Raw genomic sequence first — 19,314 nt, 5'->3', positions numbered from 1 at the left:
GATCACCACCGCGTCGAGCAGAAACCGCCGTCCCGAAATCGACCATCGCCGGCGCTGAGGGCGGCGTCGTCATCCCAATCGATCGACGCAGCGCGCACATCGAGGGAGCCGTGGGCGGTGATGATGTCGAGGTCGGCGTCGATCGGAAACTCCTCGTCCTGCTTCCAGACGTCTTGACCTTCCCAGACAACAAAAAGTGCGCATGACAGCAATTAAGCAGTTCAGGGGCACTTGGTGTGCGCCATCAGGGATTCGAACCCCGGACCGCTGTACTAGAGATAACAATTCAGGTGGATGTATCGGCGTCCATCGTCGGCCCGTTGAGCTGAGTGTTCGGCAAATCGAATGACCACCTGCGTCCGTCTGCGTTTATGCGAGTACGACCCAAAGTGATGAGTAGAAGATGACTTCCGTCGATCTGCTCCCGGTCATCAAGATCATAAGCACTGTCCGGTCAAAACTGTTGATTGCGAACAGATTGCGCTCTCATCATCCGAGCGGATGAAGCGAACTCGAATCTCGGCATCCCCGCCACCCGCCGCGCTGCGCTCCATCTACTCGGTCGACACAGGTGGGGTTCCCTGTCAGTGCCTTCTAGCTGCGCGTCGTGGGCAATAGTGTCGAAGACGGATCAATCCAGGACGTTTGCGCCTACTGGCAATGAGTAAGCATCGCACCCAGAGTCGGACGCCGATCTCGCCTGCGCTCGGTACGAGCTCGAAACAACAGAACCCCACCCGAAAGAACTCAGCTGTGTCCAATTCCACCAGTGAACGAAAGTCCTTGCCGTTCCTCGTCTACGTCCTCGCAATGGGTACGTTCCTCATGGGCACGTCGGAATTCGTCGTTGCCGGACTCCTGCCCGATATCGCCTCCAACCTCGCCATCGGCATCTCCGAGGCCGGACTCCTGGTCACTGCGTTCGCGATCGGCATGATCGCCACCCCGTTGATCGCGGTGGCGGCACTCGAGATGCCCGAACGAACGACACTTCTGCTCGCGCTCGCTGTTTATTCCGCCGGACACATCGTCGTCGCACTCACAGACGACCTGTCCGTCATCCTCGTGGCTCGCTTCGTGACCGCGCTCGCAACGGGCGCATTCTGGTCGCTCGCCGCATCTGTCGCGTCCCGCGTTGCGGGACCGAACGCCAGTGCGCGCGCCATTGGTCTGGTCCTCAGTGGAGGCATTCTCGCGACGGTGATCGGGGTGCCCCTCGGCTCTGTTGCCGGCCAGCTCGTAGGTTGGCGCGGCCCGTTCTGGATCCTCGCGGTATTTGCCGTACTCGCATCGGTGCCTATCGCCCGCTTCGTTCCCAGTGGTCGTTCGGTATCGACGGTCATCCCTCTTCGCTCGCAACTCGCAGCGGTCGCCACCGGAAGACTCTGGGTGGTCATGGCAGCGTGCGTGCTGATCTCGACGGCCGTCATGTCCACCTACTCGTTCATCGCACCACTGCTCACAGAACGCTCCGGCCTGGCCGTCGGACTCCTCCCCCTGGGTCTCACTATCTTCGGCGTCGGTGCCGTCACCGGCACCCTCAACAGCGGTCGGTTCGCAGACCGCGCGCCCTACGTCACCGCGCTGAACGGTGGCGTCATCGTCGTGATCGCACTCGGACTACTGAGCGTCTTTTCATCTTTCGCTACGCCATCGATCGCCCTTCTCGCTGTCGCGGGAATGGCCGGCCTGGGCACGAACCCCGTGCTCATGTCGATGGCCGTCCGATTCGCAGAGGGCGCGCCGACTCTGGCCACATCGCTGTGCACGTCGATGTTCAACCTCGGCACCGCCGTCGGCACATGGGTCACAGCGCAAGCGATCAGCGAATACGGACCCGCCGCGATTCCCGTCGTAGGTGCACTGTTCGCAGTGTTGCTCGTGGTTCCGCTGGCCGCGCTCGTGATCATCGACCGGGCACGTCGGGATAGCGATGCTGCGTCTGCACCGTCGCAGTCGGTCGCCGGCCACGAAGTCGAAGTTCGCTGACCGAACGCGTCGCAGCGCGGCGGTCGTCTGGACTGTGAAACTGCCGACGACGATCCGGAGCTCAGGATGGTTGGACGTGGTCCGACGTCGGTGTCGAACCACGTCCAACGTTGTGCTCCAGAGGGCCCGAAACGCAGCAGCCCCCGCCCGACAGGGCCAATAGTGCGACCACAGTACTTATCCCTCGACGGCACCGGTGTTCAACCGCGCCTATACGCAGCGAGAAAGGCGACCTCGCCTCCCTGGTCCCTGACGATGTCGAGTTGAACGAGACGCTGTGGATCACCGCAAATTCGACCGTTGAGGAGCCCCAATATCTTTGCTGCATTGTGTATTTCGAATATCCGACTGCACGCAATGACCAGGACTTCCCCCGTTTCCATACCGAGGATTTCCGTGACAAGGCGTGGCGTCGGCAGCAGCGACAAAGATCCGCCCGGCCATCGATGACTTCTGCGGAAATGACGACGCCGAACGAATCTCACTGCCCGACGCACGTCAGCTAGCCCTCGAACTGTGTTGCCCCGTTGATGGTTCCACCACACTGGAAGCTGTCGGTCACCGACGATGCCGCGGATCACCTCGACCTGCTCGCCGTAGTCTCCAACGTCATGACGGCACCGGGGATCATGGACCTTTCTGTTCCCGGACTGAGACAACCATGGGGTGCCCTTTCGGTACACCTCTCATCAGACACTGGTTCGATCGGGTCCGCTGTTGTTGTATCGAAGTATGACAACTTCCGTAAAGGCCTACGCCGCCACCGCAGCCGACAAGCCACTTTCCCCCAACACGATCGAGCGCCGTGACGTCGGACCTCATGACGTCCGCATCGACATAAAATTTGCCGGCATCTGCCACTCGGACATCCACACCGCACGCGGCGAATGGGGACCGATCAGCTACCCCCAGGTCGTCGGACACGAAATCGCCGGCATCGTTAGCGAGATCGGCTCCGAGGTCACCAAACACGCCGTCGGCGATCGCGTCGGAGTCGGCTGCATGGTCAACTCGTGCGGCGAGTGCGCCCAGTGCGTCAAAGGACTCGAGCAGTACTGCCTCGTCGGCAACATTCAGACCTACGGCAGCACGGACCGCGACGGCACCACAACCCAGGGCGGCTACTCCCAGCAGGTCGTCGTCACCGAGCACTTCGTCGTCAAGATCCCCGAGGGCATCGAACTCGACGCCGCCGCACCCCTGCTGTGCGCCGGCATCACCACCTACTCACCCCTGCGCCACTGGGGTGCCGGACCCGGCAGTAAGGTCGCCGTCGTCGGTATGGGCGGACTCGGCCACATGGCCGTCAAGATCGCCCATGCCATGGGTGCCGAGGTCACAGTGCTCTCGCAGTCGCTGAAAAAGCAGGAAGACGGACTTCGGCTGGGAGCAGACCACTACTACGCCACCAGCGACCCCAGCACCTTCGAGACACTCTCGTCCACGTTCGACCTGATCATCAACACCGTCAGCGCCCCAATCGATCTGAACGCACACCTGTCGCTGCTCGCCGTCGACGGCGCGATGGTCAACGTGGGGGCTCCTGCGGAACCACTTCCGCTGCAAATCTTCTCGCTCATTCCCTCTCGCAGGACGTTCGCAGGATCGGCCATCGGCTCCATCGCCGAGACCCAGGAAATGCTCGACTTCTGTGCCGAGCACCATCTCGGTGCCGAGATCGAGGTCATCTCCGCCGACAAGATCAACGACGCCTGGGAGCGCGTGCTCGCCTCCGACGTCCGGTACCGATTCGTCATCGACACGGCGACTCTGGCTTGATCGGCCCCGGACAACGATAGAACGAATACCGCCTGTCCACGCACACGATGTATGTGCACAGGCGGCTTTCTGCGCCGAAATGGATACCGCGGTTTCTTCCCGCGACTGCGCATCCAGATCGAGGCCGAGAGGTGACTGCAGGCGCTAGATCGCCTGCGCGGAAATCCCTGCAGCATTGAGTCTTTCGACACGATCGCGGTGCGTACGCCGTGAACCCAACGCACCGATGAACGTCAGGAGCCTCACTCCCCCGGGGCTTCACTGCCGGCGTCGTCGCGAAGGGTGCCCCGACAGGGCCTCGCGTCAGGTCAGGCTCAGCCTTAACCTTGGATGTATGAACAACAAAGCCGAGGTACGTGAGTTCCTCATGACGCGCCGGGCCCGGCTGACGCCCGACGCGGCCGGCATCGTAGGCGGAATGAACCGCCGGGTCGCCGGACTGCGACGCAGCGAGGTCGCGTCCTTGGCCGGCCTCTCCGTCGAGTACTACGCACGCATCGAGCGCGGCGCGATCGGCGGTGCGTCGGCGTCCGTGCTCGATGCACTCTCACGCGCCCTGCAGCTCGACGATACCGAACACGCACATCTACTCGACCTCGCACGAGCCGCTGACGGAATTCCGACGTCCGGACGGCCGCGTCGCAAGGCCTCGCGCCCGACCAACCAGAGAATCAGTCTGCAGTGGGCGCTGGACTCGATAACGGAAGGCGTGGCTTTCGTTCGCAATCAGCGTCAAGACCTGCTGGCGACCAACGAACTCGGTAGGGCGTTCTACGCCCCGATCATCGGAGACGGTGGACGAACGCCCAACCTCGCTCGATTCCAATTCCTCGATCCGTTGTCCCGGGAGTTTTATCCCGACTGGGACACCTTCGCCGCAATGTGTGTATCCATCATGCGCGCCGAGGCCGGACGCGACCCTCACGACAAAGGCCTCCAGGATCTCGTCGGTGAACTTTCCACGCGCGACGAGACATTCCGGACGTTGTGGGGTGCCCACAACGTCCGGACGCACGGGGCGGGCAAGAAGCGTTTCAACCACCCGGTCGTCGGCGAAATTCACCTCGCCTACGAGGAGCTCGTCGTCACCGCTGACCCCGGATCCATCCTCATGGTCTACACCGCGGAGCCAGGCTCGCCGAGCGCCGAACGTTTGCATCTACTCGGATCTTGGGCGGCGCAACACGCAGAGGCGTGAGAGCGCAGCCCCCGGCACGCATGTCGGTCAGGGTTCGGTGATCTCGACGTCGAATGTTGTCGAGTCCACGTCGTCGGGGTCGGGTCCCCGCCTACACCTCGGTCGAGAGCATTCATGGCGGCCAGCTCGTCGTCGAGCTCGAAATCGAACCAGTCGAAATTCTGCGCGATACGTTCGGGGTTGGTCGACTTGTAAAGGTCCCGAAAGGTCGAGCTGAGCAGTGGTCTGTGGACCACCTCACGAGTCCGTGGACGCTGGCCGAGCTCTACTGCGCGGTATACCCCGCATCGACGGGCAAAGCCACGCCGGTGACGTAACTCGCGGCATCGCTACACAGCCACAGCACCGCCGCCGCAATCTCCTCCGGCCGCCCGAGCCGTCCCAACGGCACACCACTCGCGGCAGCGTCGGAATCGAGCTCTCCACCCGCGATCATCCGTTCGACCATCGGCGTACTGATGGTTCCGGGACACACCGCGTTGACGCGCACTCCATGCTGTCCGTATTGCAGCGCAACACTTTTGGTGGAACCGATGACGCCGTGCTTGGTTGCGTGATAGGTGGCACGACCAGCTCCGCCGACCAGACCACCGAGAGAGGAACAGTTCACGATGGCACCGGACCCCTGCTCACGCATCTGTACGAGTTCGTGCTTCATCGACGCCCACACACCCCGTAGGTTCACGGCAACGATCTTGTCGAAGGCGTCGGCAGTTTCGTCTGCGGAATCGACGGGCGGCAGCATGATTCCGGCATTGTTGAAGGCCATATCCACAGTGCCGAAAGCCTCGACGGTGGCCTGGACTGCCGCGGCAACCTGATCCTCGTCGGAGACGTTGCACTGCAACGCAATCGCCGTGGAACCGTTGGCGTTCAACTCGTCTGCGAGGTGCCGTGCAGCGTCCCCGTCGAGGTCGACAATGGCAACTTGGGCACCGGCTTCGGCGAACGCGCGGGCAGTTGCCGCGCCCATTCCGGCGCTGGCACCGGTGACGAATGCGGTCTTGCCGGTGAAGTCGTACGTGACGGTCATGAGGGTGTTTTCCTTCAGGTCGATCCAATTGTGCCGCAGGTCGAGTCCGGTGTGCTGCGCGAGAGCAGCGAGCAGTTCGTTCTGGAATCGTTCGTCGTGCACCGCGGGGTGGCACCGCGGCCATGAGCGTGGCGGTCAGCAGCTTGCTGTCCGAATACTAAGCCGTTTCGTTGGATCCGGACCAGGCCCGACGCGTCATATCCCATCTGGCCGAGGGAGCCGTCTGGTCGTTGGAATATATGTGCCGATTGCACAGTGAGCTACTCCGAACGGGAAACGGTCACCGTCACATCGCCGTCGATGGAACCGACAGTGTCCGAACCTGTTCGGTCCATGCTGCCAAGAATGACGATGCCTGGGAACTCGCTTTGATCACCGTAGTAGAGGACGAAGTCGTTACCCGGTGCGTAGTAGCCGATGTCTCCCGGGTTCGGGTCTGCACTGCCCGGCGCTCCGTCGGTCGACAACTCTGCCGGCAGCCGCCCAGTCTTCTCGACCGAACCGTGGTCGGAGAGATTCAGCGTCAGCGGGAGTTGGGCCGCGAGGTCACGGCTGGCCGCGGTGTCGTTCAACGTTCCGACGACGATCCGTTCACCGACCTGGATGTCAATCTGCATGGCTTCTCCGTTCTCGACCTGCTCGTTCGCAGCGTCGACCGTGGCGGGGACACTTGCACTGGTGACATTCGGGATCATGACGCTCGCCCTGGTGGAGCTGGACCTTTCAGCCGTCGACTCCGAGGCGGTTCCGGCGGAACAGGCCGCCAGCGCGAGAACCGAGGACGCCGCGACCAGACCGGAAAGGACTCGGCTTCGCACGGCCGATGCCGTCACGACGCGGACTGTCGTTCGTAGGTCACCCGAAACCCCTCGGCGGGATCGCTCGGTGTCAGCACCAGGGTGTCACCGTCGACCTCGTAGTTTCGCTCGAACGTCTGCCCGATCAGGTCCCGCGCTGCCGCTGATTCCACTGTGACGGTGAGGGTTCCGGCATCAGCGTTGGTGGTGAGGTCACCGAAGTACGCCTCGTATCCCTGGACCGTCAAGGGGGTGTCCGGTGCGGACGTGTCCGGGTTCATTGCCTGTACCGACATCGTCTCGTCCGTGAAGATGACCTGCCCTGAATACGGTGTGGGCGTCAGATCGCCCTCTGTTCCGACCTCGAGCGAGGTCATCCGCCACTCGCCGGTCAGACCGTCACTACCTGCCTGGTCCGATGCTTGCGAGCAGGCGGCGGTCGTGATCAACAGTCCGACTGCTGCGACCCCGGAGATCAAGAGTTTCTTCACCGTGCTTACCTCTTTGCGTTTCCGGTTGGATTAGATATGAGGTGTTCGGACGAACCGGACAGTGGGATCCCATGTCGGGGAACCCTCCCGTCCTGGACGAGACCGATTCGACTGTCGGAGCCCGCTGCGATCAGCGGCCCTCGTACTGCTCATCGGTGATGTGCTCGGCCCACGTCGTCGTGGTGGACGGATCCTCACCGTTCTGAAGCATCGCGATGTGCTCCATGTACACGCCGGGAGCTGCTGCGTGCCAATGCTCTTCGCCGGGAGGGGTGTAGAGGGTCTGGCCTGAGTGAACCTCGATGATCGTGCCGTCGCGGCTTCCGAATCGCGCGATTCCCTGCGTGACACGCAGGTATTGTCCGTTCTCGTGTGAATGCCAGGCCGTGCGAGCGCCGGGTGCAAATCGAACGGTCGCAACGACCATCGTCTGATTCGCTTCGTGCGGCATCGCGATCGGGTCCAGCCACACATCGCCGGCGAATTGCTCGGCGGGGTTCTTGGTGGTGGGAACTGCGGGTTCGATGTTCATCGAGGGCCTACTTTCTGTCGTATACCTACCAGGGAGCGGCTGTACCTCAGGATGCGTCCGAGCTGGCACTCTCATCGAAGAGTTTCTTGGCGACGCCCATTGCCGCCATACCCTTGGGCCAGCCCGCGTACAGCGTCACGTGCGTCAACGTCTCGATCAGTTCGCTCTGCGTCACGCCGTTCTCGATCGCGTGGCCGAGGTGGAACTCGAGCTGCGCGGTGTCGCCTCCCGCCGCGAGTACGGCCACGGTGACCAGACTCCTGTCACGGGCGGCGAGCTCGGGCCTGTTCCACACGTCCGCGAAAAGTACGTCGTCGGTGAGCTCAGCGAGCTTCGGAGCGAAATCTCCGAACATCGACCGCCCACCTCTTACCTGCCTGGGTTGATCGGTCATCACACAGTCCTATTCTCGCGTCGGATCGTTCGCGCTCAGCGCGACTCACATCGACTAGTCAATCGCCAAAACCCCGTGTCGGGGAGTCACTGTCGAGGGGTGCACCAGCAGGGCACCTCTTGCCAGTCCGATCCGATCCGATCCGATAACCACGATTCGATCCCGGCGGTCGGCCTCGCTGAGCTCCGGACCTCCTCCTGACCTGGGCACTGACCCCGGACGTCGGCAGCTACCTCGCCACTCGATCTTCGAAGCCCGGTGCCTGGAGTCGTTCTCGCGGCGGCACCTGTCGACATGTAGCTCGTCGAGCCGTCGGTGCAGCCATCATTTCCACGTGGTGACTGCGGACTGAACAACACCCTCGAACTTCCCGAGGTGGGCACCACCGAACACCAGAACCGTCTCGACACCGCAGGAACTGCCAATTTCGTCTCATGCTCGTCCGTCGTCTCAATGCCGATACTGCTCGAGCACCTCCCGCGGAATGCCTACGGATACTGGCCGCGTTCGGTTGTAGATGCTCAAAAAGATGAGTAAGTGATGACTGGAGCGTCCACAGGCGTCCATCAGCTACCCGGCGGTGCGAATCCGGCACACAACTCGCAGGTCAGCGGCATAGCAGCCGGAACCTGACTCCCGGTATTCGCGATTAAGAGTCAAGTCTCCGAAACGCCCTCCGGCGCTTGCGAACCCGCAGGTCACAGAGTTGTCCATTCTTGCCAAGATTGCGGTCGCCCACACGTACCCGGACAACAAAAAGTGCCCCTGAGCAGCAAATATGCTGTTCAGGGGCACTCGGTGTGCGCCATCAGGGATTCGAACCCCGGACCCGCTGTACAAGAGATAACAATTCAAGTGGATGCACTCACGTCCATCATCGGCCCGTTGAGCAGGGTGTTTGGCGAATCGAGTGACCATCGGCGTCCACACGAATCCACCCGGGTGCGCCTCAAAGTGATGAGTAAACGATGACCACCGGCGACCTGCTCCCGGTCCATCTCAGTCCCTCATGGTCCCCCATCGTCTAAACGGACCGCCATGGACATTCGACTCCACCACGATTCAAAGTGATGAGCTCCCTCTTGCTCAAACGCGACCCGAATCAGGAGACGCCTCGGTACTGCGAGCACCCTCGAGAGCACTGTTGATACGAGCAGCATCAATAGCCCGTACACGATCCACAGACGGTCGGCCTATCGACAATCGACACCTCCTCAACTCCAACCCAGACTACTGCTCCGCAGGCCAGCGGAGGCGCTACCCGAACGCGAAAAAGCGAGCCGTCCTCACGACTCTGTGGGGGTGAGCGAACATGGCAACTGTCAGACTGGACGTGCCGGGCCCCGACGTCGTCCATGTGATCGCTGAACAGACCGCCTTCGTCGAATCAACCACTGACCACGTAGTGCGGAAACGGCAGTTACCGCACCGTCAAGATAGCTTGACGAGTTGCTGAAATGAACGTGGATACCGACCTTGCGTGAAGATTGGGTGTCGTGTGAGGATAGGAGCCGATTCCCTGCGGTTCGATTGCCAGACATTGGGCCGACGGTGCGCCAGGTTCCCTGGGCCCGCCACAATGCCGGACACACTCGCTCATTCAATCAGCAGGTCACTTGGCTGGCCACACCCTCATCGACGTCAGTCCGAGCCGCCACCGTCTGTCACCCAATCCAACTCGCATCTGTGACACCAACAGCTTCGATAAGGCCGAGTTCACATTCGTAGCTGTCGACGCTATCAACCCTGACTCATGTCGGATTTGCCTGATCCCCGGCGGCTTCAACCGTTGACGACATCCGGTTGAGTTCGCCAAACGGGATGTGCACCGAAGGCGCATATTTCGACGTCCGATCCAAGTGGATTTTCTGATCGTCGAAGAAGATGTGTGGTTTGAGGACCTCCATGATGAGACCCTTCTCGATTCCGCCCAAGAAAAATGCGTCGTCGACAGTGACTTCCCATTTTTTTAAACTTCGTATGACGCGCTCGTGGGCGGGCGCGTTCCTGGCAGTCACGAGTGAGACAAAGAGCCGCTTTCCGTAGCTAGTGTCTTCGGCCGACCTCGCTTGTTCAGCACGCTGAATCCGAGACAGCGCACGCAAGAACGGCAGAAGGAGACCCTCGGGCAGTACCTCATCGACGTGATCGGACTCGTTTGCGTGAAATGCGGCCAGATCCTGCGTCTGGAACACCTGCTCGGCACTGTCATCGGTGAGCACTCCGTCGAAGTCGAACGCGATTCGCAGGTCGTCGTCGTCCTCATCCTCGGCTATGGAGTCGAGCACGAGGCCCGCAGGGAATCCCGCGTCGACCGCCGCTCTCACCGCGACTTCATCCGCAGACAAATAGAGTGAGATGTTTAGTGCGGGTATGAATTCGTACGGTGAGCGTCCGGCTCTAAATATCGCTCGTGTGATGCCGAGTTTGTGGTGCGCCACCGACTTCATGACCCGGAGACCAGTGTCCGGGTCATTACGCGACATGATCACCACTTCGACCAGCGGGTCAGTTGCGCTCGGCGACAGGTTGTTTAAGCCCAATAGACGTCGCACAAACGGGAAAGCCACTCCAGGGGTTAATGGCTCGTTCAGGTGGTCTTCCTGGTACTGGCGGTACTCACTCTCTCCTTGTTCCTTGAACACGGCGTCGCTGGAAGCCAAGTCGAAGAGCGCACTAGACGCGACCCCTATCACCAGACGGTTCGAGAGGTCATATGCCATGGAAGCAAGCATGGCACTGTTCGTCGTACTTTCGACGACCCACGCCGAGAAGCTGCTGTCGGCTCAGTTTTTGGGGCGGATCAAGGTCATTCTCGGCGGACTACGTCGACGGCGAGGTGATCAGGAACGCAAAGCGACCTGCGGGTCGGTTCACGTACCGCTGACGTGCGGTTACAGAGGCGTATTTGTCATGCGGGTACCTGTACGGAGCGAAATGAGGAAATCAGGCGGCCATAGGTCGCACCCATAGCTGGTGTAGCTTCCCCGATGTGACGGAGGGAGCCGAAAGTATCGACGCAAGCGAGTTAGCCAGTGCCGTTGGATACGTTGTCCTGGAGGCGTCCGTCGCAGAGGACTCTTTGGGGGAACTGATCGTGCTCCGTACCGGAATTGACGCGCCTGACCCGCGTTGGTCGCGAAGCGGAGAGACCCTTGTTAGAGCCTTGGAAGACATCGGCGATCCGACTCTGCGGCCGATTGCAGACGAAGCTCGCGCCCTCCTGCCATTGCGCCATCACGTGGTGCATGGCTTGTGGCTGCGTCCCCCTAGCGGACGCAGCGTCTACGTGACGATGCTGCGCGGCAAGTCGACCAAAAAGCGACCGGAGAACGGTGGTTACGACATACGGGGGTGGAGTGCAGGTCGCTTAATGGACCTCGCGCGGCGCTTTCGAGCACTTGATCGATTGGCGAACGACGCGATCAGTGACGCGATGGGTTTGAAACGCACAGACGGATCTTTCCTGCCCCCTTGTACTGAGCCAGTAGTACCTCCGACGCGAAAGAATAGCGGCGGTAGCGGCGACGAGTCGGCACGTCAGCCTAGCTAAGGTCTAGGTGAGAACGGGTTTCCAGATGTGCTGCCTCGTGACGATCGAGACGACTAGAGACCGATGTCGTTGACCGCATTTCCGACAAGGGGTGCGTGTTCGCGGCGATACACCTCGACGGAGTCGAGGCTGGCGTGGCCGGTCTGGCGGGCGATCGCGGATCCGTCGGCACCATTGCGGGTTCCCTGGGTGACGAAGCCGGCGCGGAGGGAGTGTCCGCCGAGTTTGGCGAGCGCGGTGGGGTCGTAGCCGGCGTGTTCGGCGCGGCGGCGGACGCTCTGGTGGATCGCTGCCCCGGACAACGCGGTCGCTCCGAGGTTGCCGTTCTTGGCGATGGCCCGGAACAGAGGTGCACGGGCGGCGGTTCGAGGTAATCCCCCACGACACACGTGAGCGTCGAACGCTCCCCGCTTCCTGAGCAGTCGGATAACAGACGGTCGTCCACCGACATCGAACGCGGCGACGACCTGCACCCAGCGGACGTAGGCGCATGGTGGGCGGGTTTCGTGAGAGTCGGTGTACGGTAGGGCCTTCGCCGCTCCCCGGCCGTCCTGGTCGGTCTTCGACTTCCGCAGCCGCACGTGCAGGCCGTCCTGCCGGTGGACGGTGATGTCGCCGCACACCAGATCGGAGAGTTCGCTTCGTCGGAATGCGCCGGCGAACCCGAGCAGCAGAATCGCCGAATCGCGGCGTTCGAGCACCTCGTCGGCCCAGCCTCGGCGACGTTCTCGAGCGGTTGCGACGAGTAATTTGATGTCGTCGACCAGGAGCGGGTCTCGCGGGGCGCGGGGTCGGTCCCCCGCCGCGGCGTACTCGCGTCGTATCCCCGACAGGGTCGCGGTGACCAGTTCATGAGCAGACGGCGATAGATGTCCGGTGGTGCGGTGCTGGTGGTTGATCGCCGCGATCCAGGTACCGAAAGTGGCGACAGCGTAGGCCCGCTCCCCCGTCTCGGTGCGGGTGTCGGCGGCGTCGACGAGGTAGGCGGCGACAGTGACCGGGTGCGCTGGCAACGTCACGTGACCATTCGCTTCGCACCAACTGGTGAATCACTTCCACGCCGCCGCATAGGTCTTACGGGTTCCCTCGGAGCGAAAGGATTGCACGGCGACCGCGATCCGCCTTGCGACAGCGGGTGGGATCACCGGCTCGACGGCTACGGGCCTAACGTCCTCGGGGATGCCGACGGAAGTAGCTGTGGCAGGTGTGCGGCCAGGCCGGAAGTCCATAGGAGCAGCCTAACGCAGGTCACCGACACGTCTGCAGAGTAAAACTGTGCTGAGCTGGCTTTTCTCCTAAGACGGCGCGGAAAATGAAATTTACAACGCCGATCGGACCAGGTGACCAAGCGTGGCGTGCTCGAAGCATTTGACACATTGCAATGCGGCTAAAAAATCCCGAATTACGTAGTCGAGCAACTACATTCGTTGCACTCCCTGTACGCCATGGCGCAGTTCGTACCGAGTTGTGACAGACTTGTGCCACCGAGAATTTCAGCCAAGACGCGCAACACCCTGACCTGCAGAAATATAACCACCGGCACGGCCAAGAGAGCCTCGAGGCGGATTTGAATCCGCTGCCTCACTTGTCCATTCAGATACAACACAGTCTACTGCAGTCCACGACCACCAACGAAATACGCTGCTCGACAGCGAGATTGTGGATCCATGTGGACTCCAGTGCCCCCAGTCGGACTCGAACCGACACTGTGCGGATTTTAAGTCCGGAAGTATGGATTCTGATGGACCCCAATGAATCCAACTTTTCCTGCAGTGCAACCGTTTTCGTGCTCACCGGTCCACACCAATCCATGCCGATCCGTACCGACTTGTGTCACTCTTGTGTCAACGAGAGCAGCCGATAAGACCCACCCGGACCAGGATGTTCCATCCCGTATCCACGTGGACCCGGTGCCCGGTTTGGAGAACACCACGATCTTCTGTGCACATCTAATGAGTCCGACATCTGTGTCAACGAAGTCTCGCACCTGCTTCACCGATACGCCAAAGATTCGAAGCCCTCAGTCGCGCCTAACGCGGCCGTTCCTACAGCCCTCCTCCGGACCACCAAGCCGGAAGTACGCAAACGACAATTAACGCACCGTCAAGGATATCGACGCAATCCCTGTGCCCGGCTATGGCCCAGTCGAAGTTGGCTGGCCTGTAACATTTACCGCAGAAGCGGTTTGTGCGATTTGATCTGGCGTTATCGTGCTATTCGATACATCCGCTTCGTCGAGTATTGCCCGCGTAAAGTTGGCATCGCTAAGTAGAGATCTACGCAAGTCAATATTGGTCAGATCCGCCTTCGCCAAAACCGCCTTCCTCAAGTCCATATCCGACCAAAGGGACGCGCTTAGATCTGCTCCGCGCAAATCTAGCACCATTCCTTGTCCCCTCCAAGCGCCGTGAATTTTGTTAAATCGGACAGCTAATTGGCTAATAATTGCATCATTGACCTGCGCTTCATTTTCATGGTACGTGCCAGCCGTGATCCCGGCTTGCGGTACATGCCCCTTTCGCCGTAGCTGAGCGCAAAGTAAATCAGAAATAGTCTCAGCCTCGCTACAGAGCAACGTGTTGTCGTCACCTCGACCGCGTCGGTAACGAATCCAGTCGTCACCTACTCCGCACAATGCGTATACACCAGCTTGGCGAATTCCGACGAGATCACGATCCTTGGTCCCAAATGACTCAGCGGCTTTGTGAAATCTTTCCCACAAAGCCTCCTCGCGCTTATGGTTTGCTTCCTCGGTATCACGTTCGTATCGATCCTTGGCCTGGTGATAGTAATTCAGAGCCGTGCCGAGTGAGGCTAGGGCCGCTACTAGCACCGCACCCGTGGGTGTGTATACAGCTGCGAATCGCTCCGCGAACCATTCTTTCGCAGCACCAATCCATATCAGGGAAATAAGCCCCAAGAAAGAGATCAATACCGCAAGTAAAGACGCCCAGAACCAGAAAGACTTCCAGTGCGTCGGGGCGGTGTTGTTGTTGGCCATGGTGCGATAATGCCAGACCGTCACGGCACAGTCGGTAGCGGCACGCGACGATGACTCGTCGCCTCAACCAGAACTCGGCTGTCTGCATTTAGCGCGCCCAGTCCGGTGCTCCAAGCATGTGTTTGAACCCGCTCGACGTTGGACCCTATAGGCGCGACTTCGAGAGGGCATTAAGACAGTTGACCACACATGAACAGCTCGTTATCCTATCGCCAGTGCGGCTTCGTCGACGACCGTGTACGCAACCGGCCACTGGCCCGCTGCATGGGGCGCAAATTTGAGTACTGGCGTGCTACGGCGTCGTAAAAGTCTGAAGTACTGGAAGAATCGACGAGGGAGAGCAGAACCGCGAATGGAACTTGGGTAGGAGAATTATCAATTGCTCCACTTCTCCGAGCGATATAGGAAAGCTCAAGCCGCGGAGATTGCACTTCCCCGGCTTTGAAAGTCGCTCGGTAATGACGAACTGTCTCCCACTTTCCGCTATCACGTAGCCGATTCTCCGATACCCCTTTGTGGGCTGCAAGTGTTTTACTTACCGGTTCTTGGCTAGGTGTCCATCCTTGAGTAAGGCGGCTTCGGGCCTCCTGGCTTGCGATGTTGAGAGTTTCCGACTTTTCTGCGAGTCCGGCCGGGGGGCGAAATTGATGCATTTGGTGGTGTGGTCTTACTAAAATCTCAAGGGATGCGCTCGTGTACTCTGTGGGCTGCGTGGGGTCAACCGGTGACGCGTAGGCAATGGTGGCCTGCAGTTTTAATTCGCCGGAATGAGACGTAGGGACCGGAATTTCGTAGCCCAGCAGGTCCCCGCGTTCTATTTCATCAACATACAAAACGTGTGTCTTGTTTGGGCCGCACTCCAACATTTCATCAAAGCTGAGCGGCTGGCGACCATGTCCCACTTCATCGCGCAGGACGTTGTGATTTCGAGGTCGCTCCGCAAAATGGGTTGCAAAGGCTCGAAGGATGCTGCTGTTGACCCGCGGCAGCTTCGTGATCAGCTCGGCGATTGCGTGAGTGGTGACAGGTGCGGCAAAGCTTGTCCCCGTGGCCTCCAGGAACGTTCCATCGGCGCGCAAAACGTCGAACATCTTAGTGTCGGATCCTCCGAATTGAACTCCCATCGGTTGGATACGTGATCCATGTCGACCTGGTCCCATAGACGAATATGGCGCACGGGCCCACGGACTAGTAGGGCTTGGTACATCGCATGCTCCCACTGTGAGGCCGTTTGCCATATCTGCGGGGACCTGTACTCGATGGAGACCTGCTGCGCGGTCTTTGTCACCATCGTTGCCAGCTGCAACGACAAATAGGACATCTCGCTCCCACGCGAGCCGGTCTAGCTCGCTTGTCCATCGATTTGGTTCCATATCGTCTTCGACTGCGAGTGTGGGGCCTAAGCTGAGATTCACGAGCTTGTGGCCCTTGGACTCGACTTCTTCGATAATCCGGTCAAGTACCCAGTACCCCTCCAGATCGCCGGGGACATGCGGTGCGGGTAAGACTCGGTAACTCTCGACGGGCAGCGGTGGCTGTGGAGCCTGTTGGCCGGGCCTAACTAAGCCGTAGAGAACGGCCCCGGTCACGCCGGTTCCGTGGTCAAGATCTTCTTGGTCGGGTCCCTCGGTGGTCAACTCATATGTTGCGATTTCAAAGAGTGATCGATCTGCACGGGCGCTGTCGACACCCCCGTCAAAAACTCCGACGGAGACGGTCTGCAAGACCGGCTGTTGTGTCGCCGGCGGAATGAGAGAGTTACGACTCCTAGTCCCGAACCTAGGCCTGGGTCTTATAGACGGCATCGGTCGTAGCACTCGCAGAGGATTGAAGCGAGAAAGGTTACCTACCCGTTCTGACCTGAGCGTGACAGGAGTGAAGGTCAGCCCACCGACCCTGCGCACGTAGTCACGGTGGAACAACCCTTCCTCCGAGGCAATCAGTTCCTCCCACAGCAGAAGTGTGGAGTCATCCAGAGGGAGCTGCTCGCCGAGACGGGAAGTCCGAGGGTGCAGTACGGCCTCCCACATCTCGCTGTCCGGCGATTCAATCTCCCGGTGTTGAGATGTACGCAAGACATCGGACTGCCTCGGCAACGAAATCTCATCGAGCTCTCGGATCTGGGCAAACGCTTGATTGGCCGACCGCGTGCGTCCGCCTTCGACGATCAGTTGACGGAGATCTGTGAGTCCTTCGTCGGTGACCGCGAAAATTAAGCGCCGCGTTTGTTCCGAGGTGCTCTTGGATTTAGTGGCGTATTCCCCCACATCAGCTCTAGATCCGACGGGCATTGCACCGACGTGCGCGAGCAACTCGGTTGGGAAATATGAAGGAGCTAGATAGTTCGGGAGCAACTTCGCTTCGATGTAGAGTCGATCACGGGCGCGCAGATTCCGGGGTATGGCGGCGGCAGCCTCAGCGGTTGCCTCAACCTGCGGGATGAGAAGTGCTTGGGCCTCCTCCGGAGTCCGTGGCTCGTATTTCGTCCCCCCGCCATGCTGTGGGGCTCGCACGTCGAGACGCAGGGCCTCCCCATTGACCAGCAGTGGTCGACTGACGCTATTGCTTGCTGGCTTGTCTGCCAACGCGTTTCCCCTTAGCTCGGCTGATACCTGCGGCAACAGTCGGATGACTCACTGCCGTCAACGTAGCAATCTGCCGATTCGACAGTCCGAGAACGGAATGCAACGTTAGAAACAGCCTGTCGCGCTCTTCACCGGTATCGCGGGCGAGCGACGGTGATTCGCGTATCAGTACATCAGTGACGTTGATATTTTCGAGAATGGCACGCCGTCGGGACTGCATCCACAATCGTGTGAGATTTGAGCTGCTGAAACCTGCGGTCAGAGAGGCGATCAAGTCAAGGACGTTTGAGTCCACGTCGCCGGCCGAACCACTCAAGCTGGCCAGGATTGAGCGTCGTTGCGCTACGCCTGGTAGCGGTATATCGATCTTTATATCGAAGCGCCTCTCGACTGCCGAGTCGAGTAGTTGTGGATGATTCGTTGCTGCAACTAGAAGGTTGGTGTCGGGCCAGCGATCGAGTTCAATGAGTATTACATTTACGATGCGCTTGAGTTCGCCAATATCACTTTCATCGTCACGACGCTTGGCTATAGCATCGAACTCATCTAAGAGTAGAACGCATGGTCCAGATTTTGCATAGTCGAGTACAGCCTTGATGTTGCGCCCGGACGTGCCGAGATAGCTCGATACGACGGATGAGAGGTCAATCGAAACTAAGGGGACGTCGAGATTTTGAGCGAGCCACTTGGCGGCCATCGTCTTGCCCACGCCAGGCGGGCCGCTCAGGAGCACGCTGCGACTCAAGCCGACGCCGGCTTTTGTTAATTCGGCAGCTCGTTCGCGCTCTTTGAGGATCTCCATGAGTGCGTTCATTGCAGCGTCCGCCAAGCACAAGCCTGCGGCGTCGGGGGTCGAGTCCACGTCGACCAGGGGGTGTGTCGTGTCACGCTCGGTGGGCATGCTGCCCTGGGTATACCGAAGCTCAGTTGTTTGAGATCCTGAGGCAATTGCACCGTGGACTGCGTCTCGAAAAGCTTCGACATCCTCTACGCTGGGCGGAACTGCGCGAAGCAGACGCGAGGCTAACTGACGAACCCCCGCGCCATGACCACGCGTTCCAACTCGCACAAGGTCGATCACCGCACGCTCAAGCCCATTTTGATCCTGGTAACTCGACGACGATGCGCGGCTCATTTTTACCACCTTACGAGATGGCTTGAACGTTGTTAAGAGGCAGTGGTGGAAAAAATGTGCTTCTGGGCCGCGCTAGTTTCCGCTTGCAGACCAGCCAGATCACTGAAGGTCGACCACTAGCGTCGAACGCGGCAACCACCTAAACCCAGCGAGCGCACGCGCAGGGCGGGCAGGTCTCGTGGGACTCGGTGTATGGCGGTACCTTCACCGCCACCTTGCCCCAGGTCCGCCTTCGACTTCGTTAGCCGCACTTAGAGGCCGTCGTGCCGGTAGACGGCGAGGCCCTCGCGCACCAGGTCGAAAAGTTCGCTTCGTCGGATTGCCCCAGCGAACAAGCAGCAGAATCGCTGAATCAAGGCGTTCGAGCACCCCGTCGGCCCAGCCTCTCGGCACCGTCCCCACGCGGTCGCCGCGAGCAACCTGATGTCGTCGAAAAGGGGTGGGCCTCGCGGGCCGCAGGGCCTGTTCCTCGCCGCGGCATATTCGCGTCGTATCACCTACAGTGTCCGCGGACGAGTTCGTGCGCTGACGGGGAAAGGTGCCCGGTGGCGCGCTGGTGGTGATTGATTGCGGCGATCCAGGTGCCGAAGGTGGAGGCCGCGTAGGCCCGCTCCCCTGGCTCGGTTAGGGTGTCGGCGGCGTCAACACGGCAGGCGGCCACAGTAACCGGGTGAGCCGGCATCGTCACGTGAAACCACTCGCCCGCACCAGCTGATAACGGGCCTCCACGCTGCCACTTAGGTCTTGCGCGTTCCCTCGGCCCGTGAGGATCGCACGGTGCCCGCGATCCGCTTCGTAACGGCGGGATCTCCGGCTCGACAGTGACC

13 protein-coding genes and 2 pseudogenes are annotated in these 19,314 nt (G+C 60.4%); 4 read left to right on the top strand and 11 right to left on the bottom strand.

The window, feature by feature from the left end; all coding sequences use genetic code 11:
• Positions 1-2: 2 nt before the first annotated feature.
• Complete coding sequence (locus RFA01S_RS20370; protein ID WP_032406800.1) at positions 3-212, bottom strand: hypothetical protein; 210 nt, start codon at positions 210-212, stop codon at positions 3-5.
• Positions 213-660: 448 nt separating this feature from the next.
• On the opposite strand from RFA01S_RS20370, the gene RFA01S_RS20365 reads away from it, so the two are divergent.
• From RFA01S_RS20365 to RFA01S_RS20350, 3 genes are all read left to right on the top strand, one after another.
• Positions 661-1,989: an MFS transporter gene (locus RFA01S_RS20365; RefSeq protein ID WP_072692163.1), complete on the top strand. Its 1,329-nt coding sequence runs from the start codon at positions 661-663 to the stop codon at positions 1,987-1,989.
• Between the two features lie 732 nt (positions 1,990-2,721).
• On the top strand, positions 2,722-3,768 hold the full coding sequence (locus RFA01S_RS20355; protein ID WP_032406803.1) for an NAD(P)-dependent alcohol dehydrogenase: 1,047 nt from the start codon (positions 2,722-2,724) through the stop codon (positions 3,766-3,768).
• Between the two features lie 334 nt (positions 3,769-4,102).
• A complete protein-coding gene (locus RFA01S_RS20350) occupies positions 4,103-4,966 on the top strand; it encodes a helix-turn-helix transcriptional regulator (protein ID WP_032406804.1) in 864 nt (287 codons plus the stop codon).
• Between the two features lie 265 nt (positions 4,967-5,231).
• Here RFA01S_RS20350 and RFA01S_RS20345 read toward each other — a convergent pair whose 3' ends face one another.
• The 5 genes from RFA01S_RS20345 to RFA01S_RS20325 all read right to left on the bottom strand — a co-directional run bounded on the left by RFA01S_RS20345 (position 5,232) and on the right by RFA01S_RS20325 (position 8,213).
• The gene (locus RFA01S_RS20345; RefSeq protein ID WP_238325070.1) at positions 5,232-6,101 is read right to left on the bottom strand and encodes an SDR family NAD(P)-dependent oxidoreductase; all 870 of its coding nucleotides are present in this window, start codon (positions 6,099-6,101) and stop codon (positions 5,232-5,234) included.
• A gap of 158 nt (positions 6,102-6,259) precedes the next feature.
• Positions 6,260-6,832: a cyclophilin-like fold protein gene (locus RFA01S_RS20340; protein ID WP_032406805.1), complete on the bottom strand. Its 573-nt coding sequence runs from the start codon at positions 6,830-6,832 to the stop codon at positions 6,260-6,262.
• Positions 6,829-7,287, bottom strand: a complete 459-nt coding sequence (locus tag RFA01S_RS20335; RefSeq protein ID WP_032406806.1) for a lipocalin-like domain-containing protein — start codon at positions 7,285-7,287, stop codon at positions 6,829-6,831. The genes RFA01S_RS20340 and RFA01S_RS20335 overlap by 4 nt, the downstream gene beginning before the upstream one ends.
• A 130-nt stretch (positions 7,288-7,417) precedes the next feature.
• Positions 7,418-7,819: a (R)-mandelonitrile lyase gene (locus tag RFA01S_RS20330; RefSeq protein ID WP_032406807.1), complete on the bottom strand. Its 402-nt coding sequence runs from the start codon at positions 7,817-7,819 to the stop codon at positions 7,418-7,420.
• A gap of 46 nt (positions 7,820-7,865) precedes the next feature.
• The gene (locus tag RFA01S_RS20325) at positions 7,866-8,213 is read right to left on the bottom strand and encodes a carboxymuconolactone decarboxylase family protein (protein WP_032406808.1); all 348 of its coding nucleotides are present in this window, start codon (positions 8,211-8,213) and stop codon (positions 7,866-7,868) included.
• A 1,539-nt stretch (positions 8,214-9,752) separates the two neighbouring features.
• Between RFA01S_RS20325 and RFA01S_RS28220 the strand changes: the two are divergent.
• Positions 9,753-9,857: pseudogene (locus RFA01S_RS28220) on the top strand (helix-turn-helix domain-containing protein); the annotation flags it as partial.
• A gap of 107 nt (positions 9,858-9,964) precedes the next feature.
• Here the strand turns inward: RFA01S_RS28220 and RFA01S_RS20310 are convergent.
• From RFA01S_RS20310 to RFA01S_RS20285, 5 genes and pseudogenes are all read right to left on the bottom strand, one after another.
• Positions 9,965-10,936, bottom strand: a complete 972-nt coding sequence (locus tag RFA01S_RS20310; RefSeq protein ID WP_052060605.1) for a 5'-nucleotidase — start codon at positions 10,934-10,936, stop codon at positions 9,965-9,967.
• Between the two features lie 883 nt (positions 10,937-11,819).
• Positions 11,820-12,995 (bottom strand): annotated as a pseudogene (locus RFA01S_RS20305) (site-specific integrase).
• A 905-nt stretch (positions 12,996-13,900) separates the two neighbouring features.
• Entirely contained in the window at positions 13,901-14,767 is an 867-nt protein-coding gene (locus RFA01S_RS20295; RefSeq protein ID WP_080731103.1) for a pentapeptide repeat-containing protein, read from the bottom strand.
• Between the two features lie 206 nt (positions 14,768-14,973).
• Positions 14,974-16,572, bottom strand: coding sequence for a S8 family peptidase (locus RFA01S_RS20290; protein ID WP_230597427.1), 1,599 nt, complete (start codon positions 16,570-16,572; stop codon positions 14,974-14,976).
• 754 nt (positions 16,573-17,326) lie between these two features.
• Complete coding sequence (locus RFA01S_RS20285; RefSeq protein ID WP_139278481.1) at positions 17,327-18,487, bottom strand: AAA family ATPase; 1,161 nt, start codon at positions 18,485-18,487, stop codon at positions 17,327-17,329.
• Positions 18,488-19,314: the final 827 nt, after the last annotated feature.

Origin of the sequence: Rhodococcoides fascians NBRC 12155 = LMG 3623 (assembly GCF_001894785.1) — a bacterium.
Lineage (GTDB): Bacteria > Actinomycetota > Actinomycetes > Mycobacteriales > Mycobacteriaceae > Rhodococcoides > Rhodococcoides fascians.
This window is presented reverse-complemented; position numbering and strand designations above follow the sequence as displayed.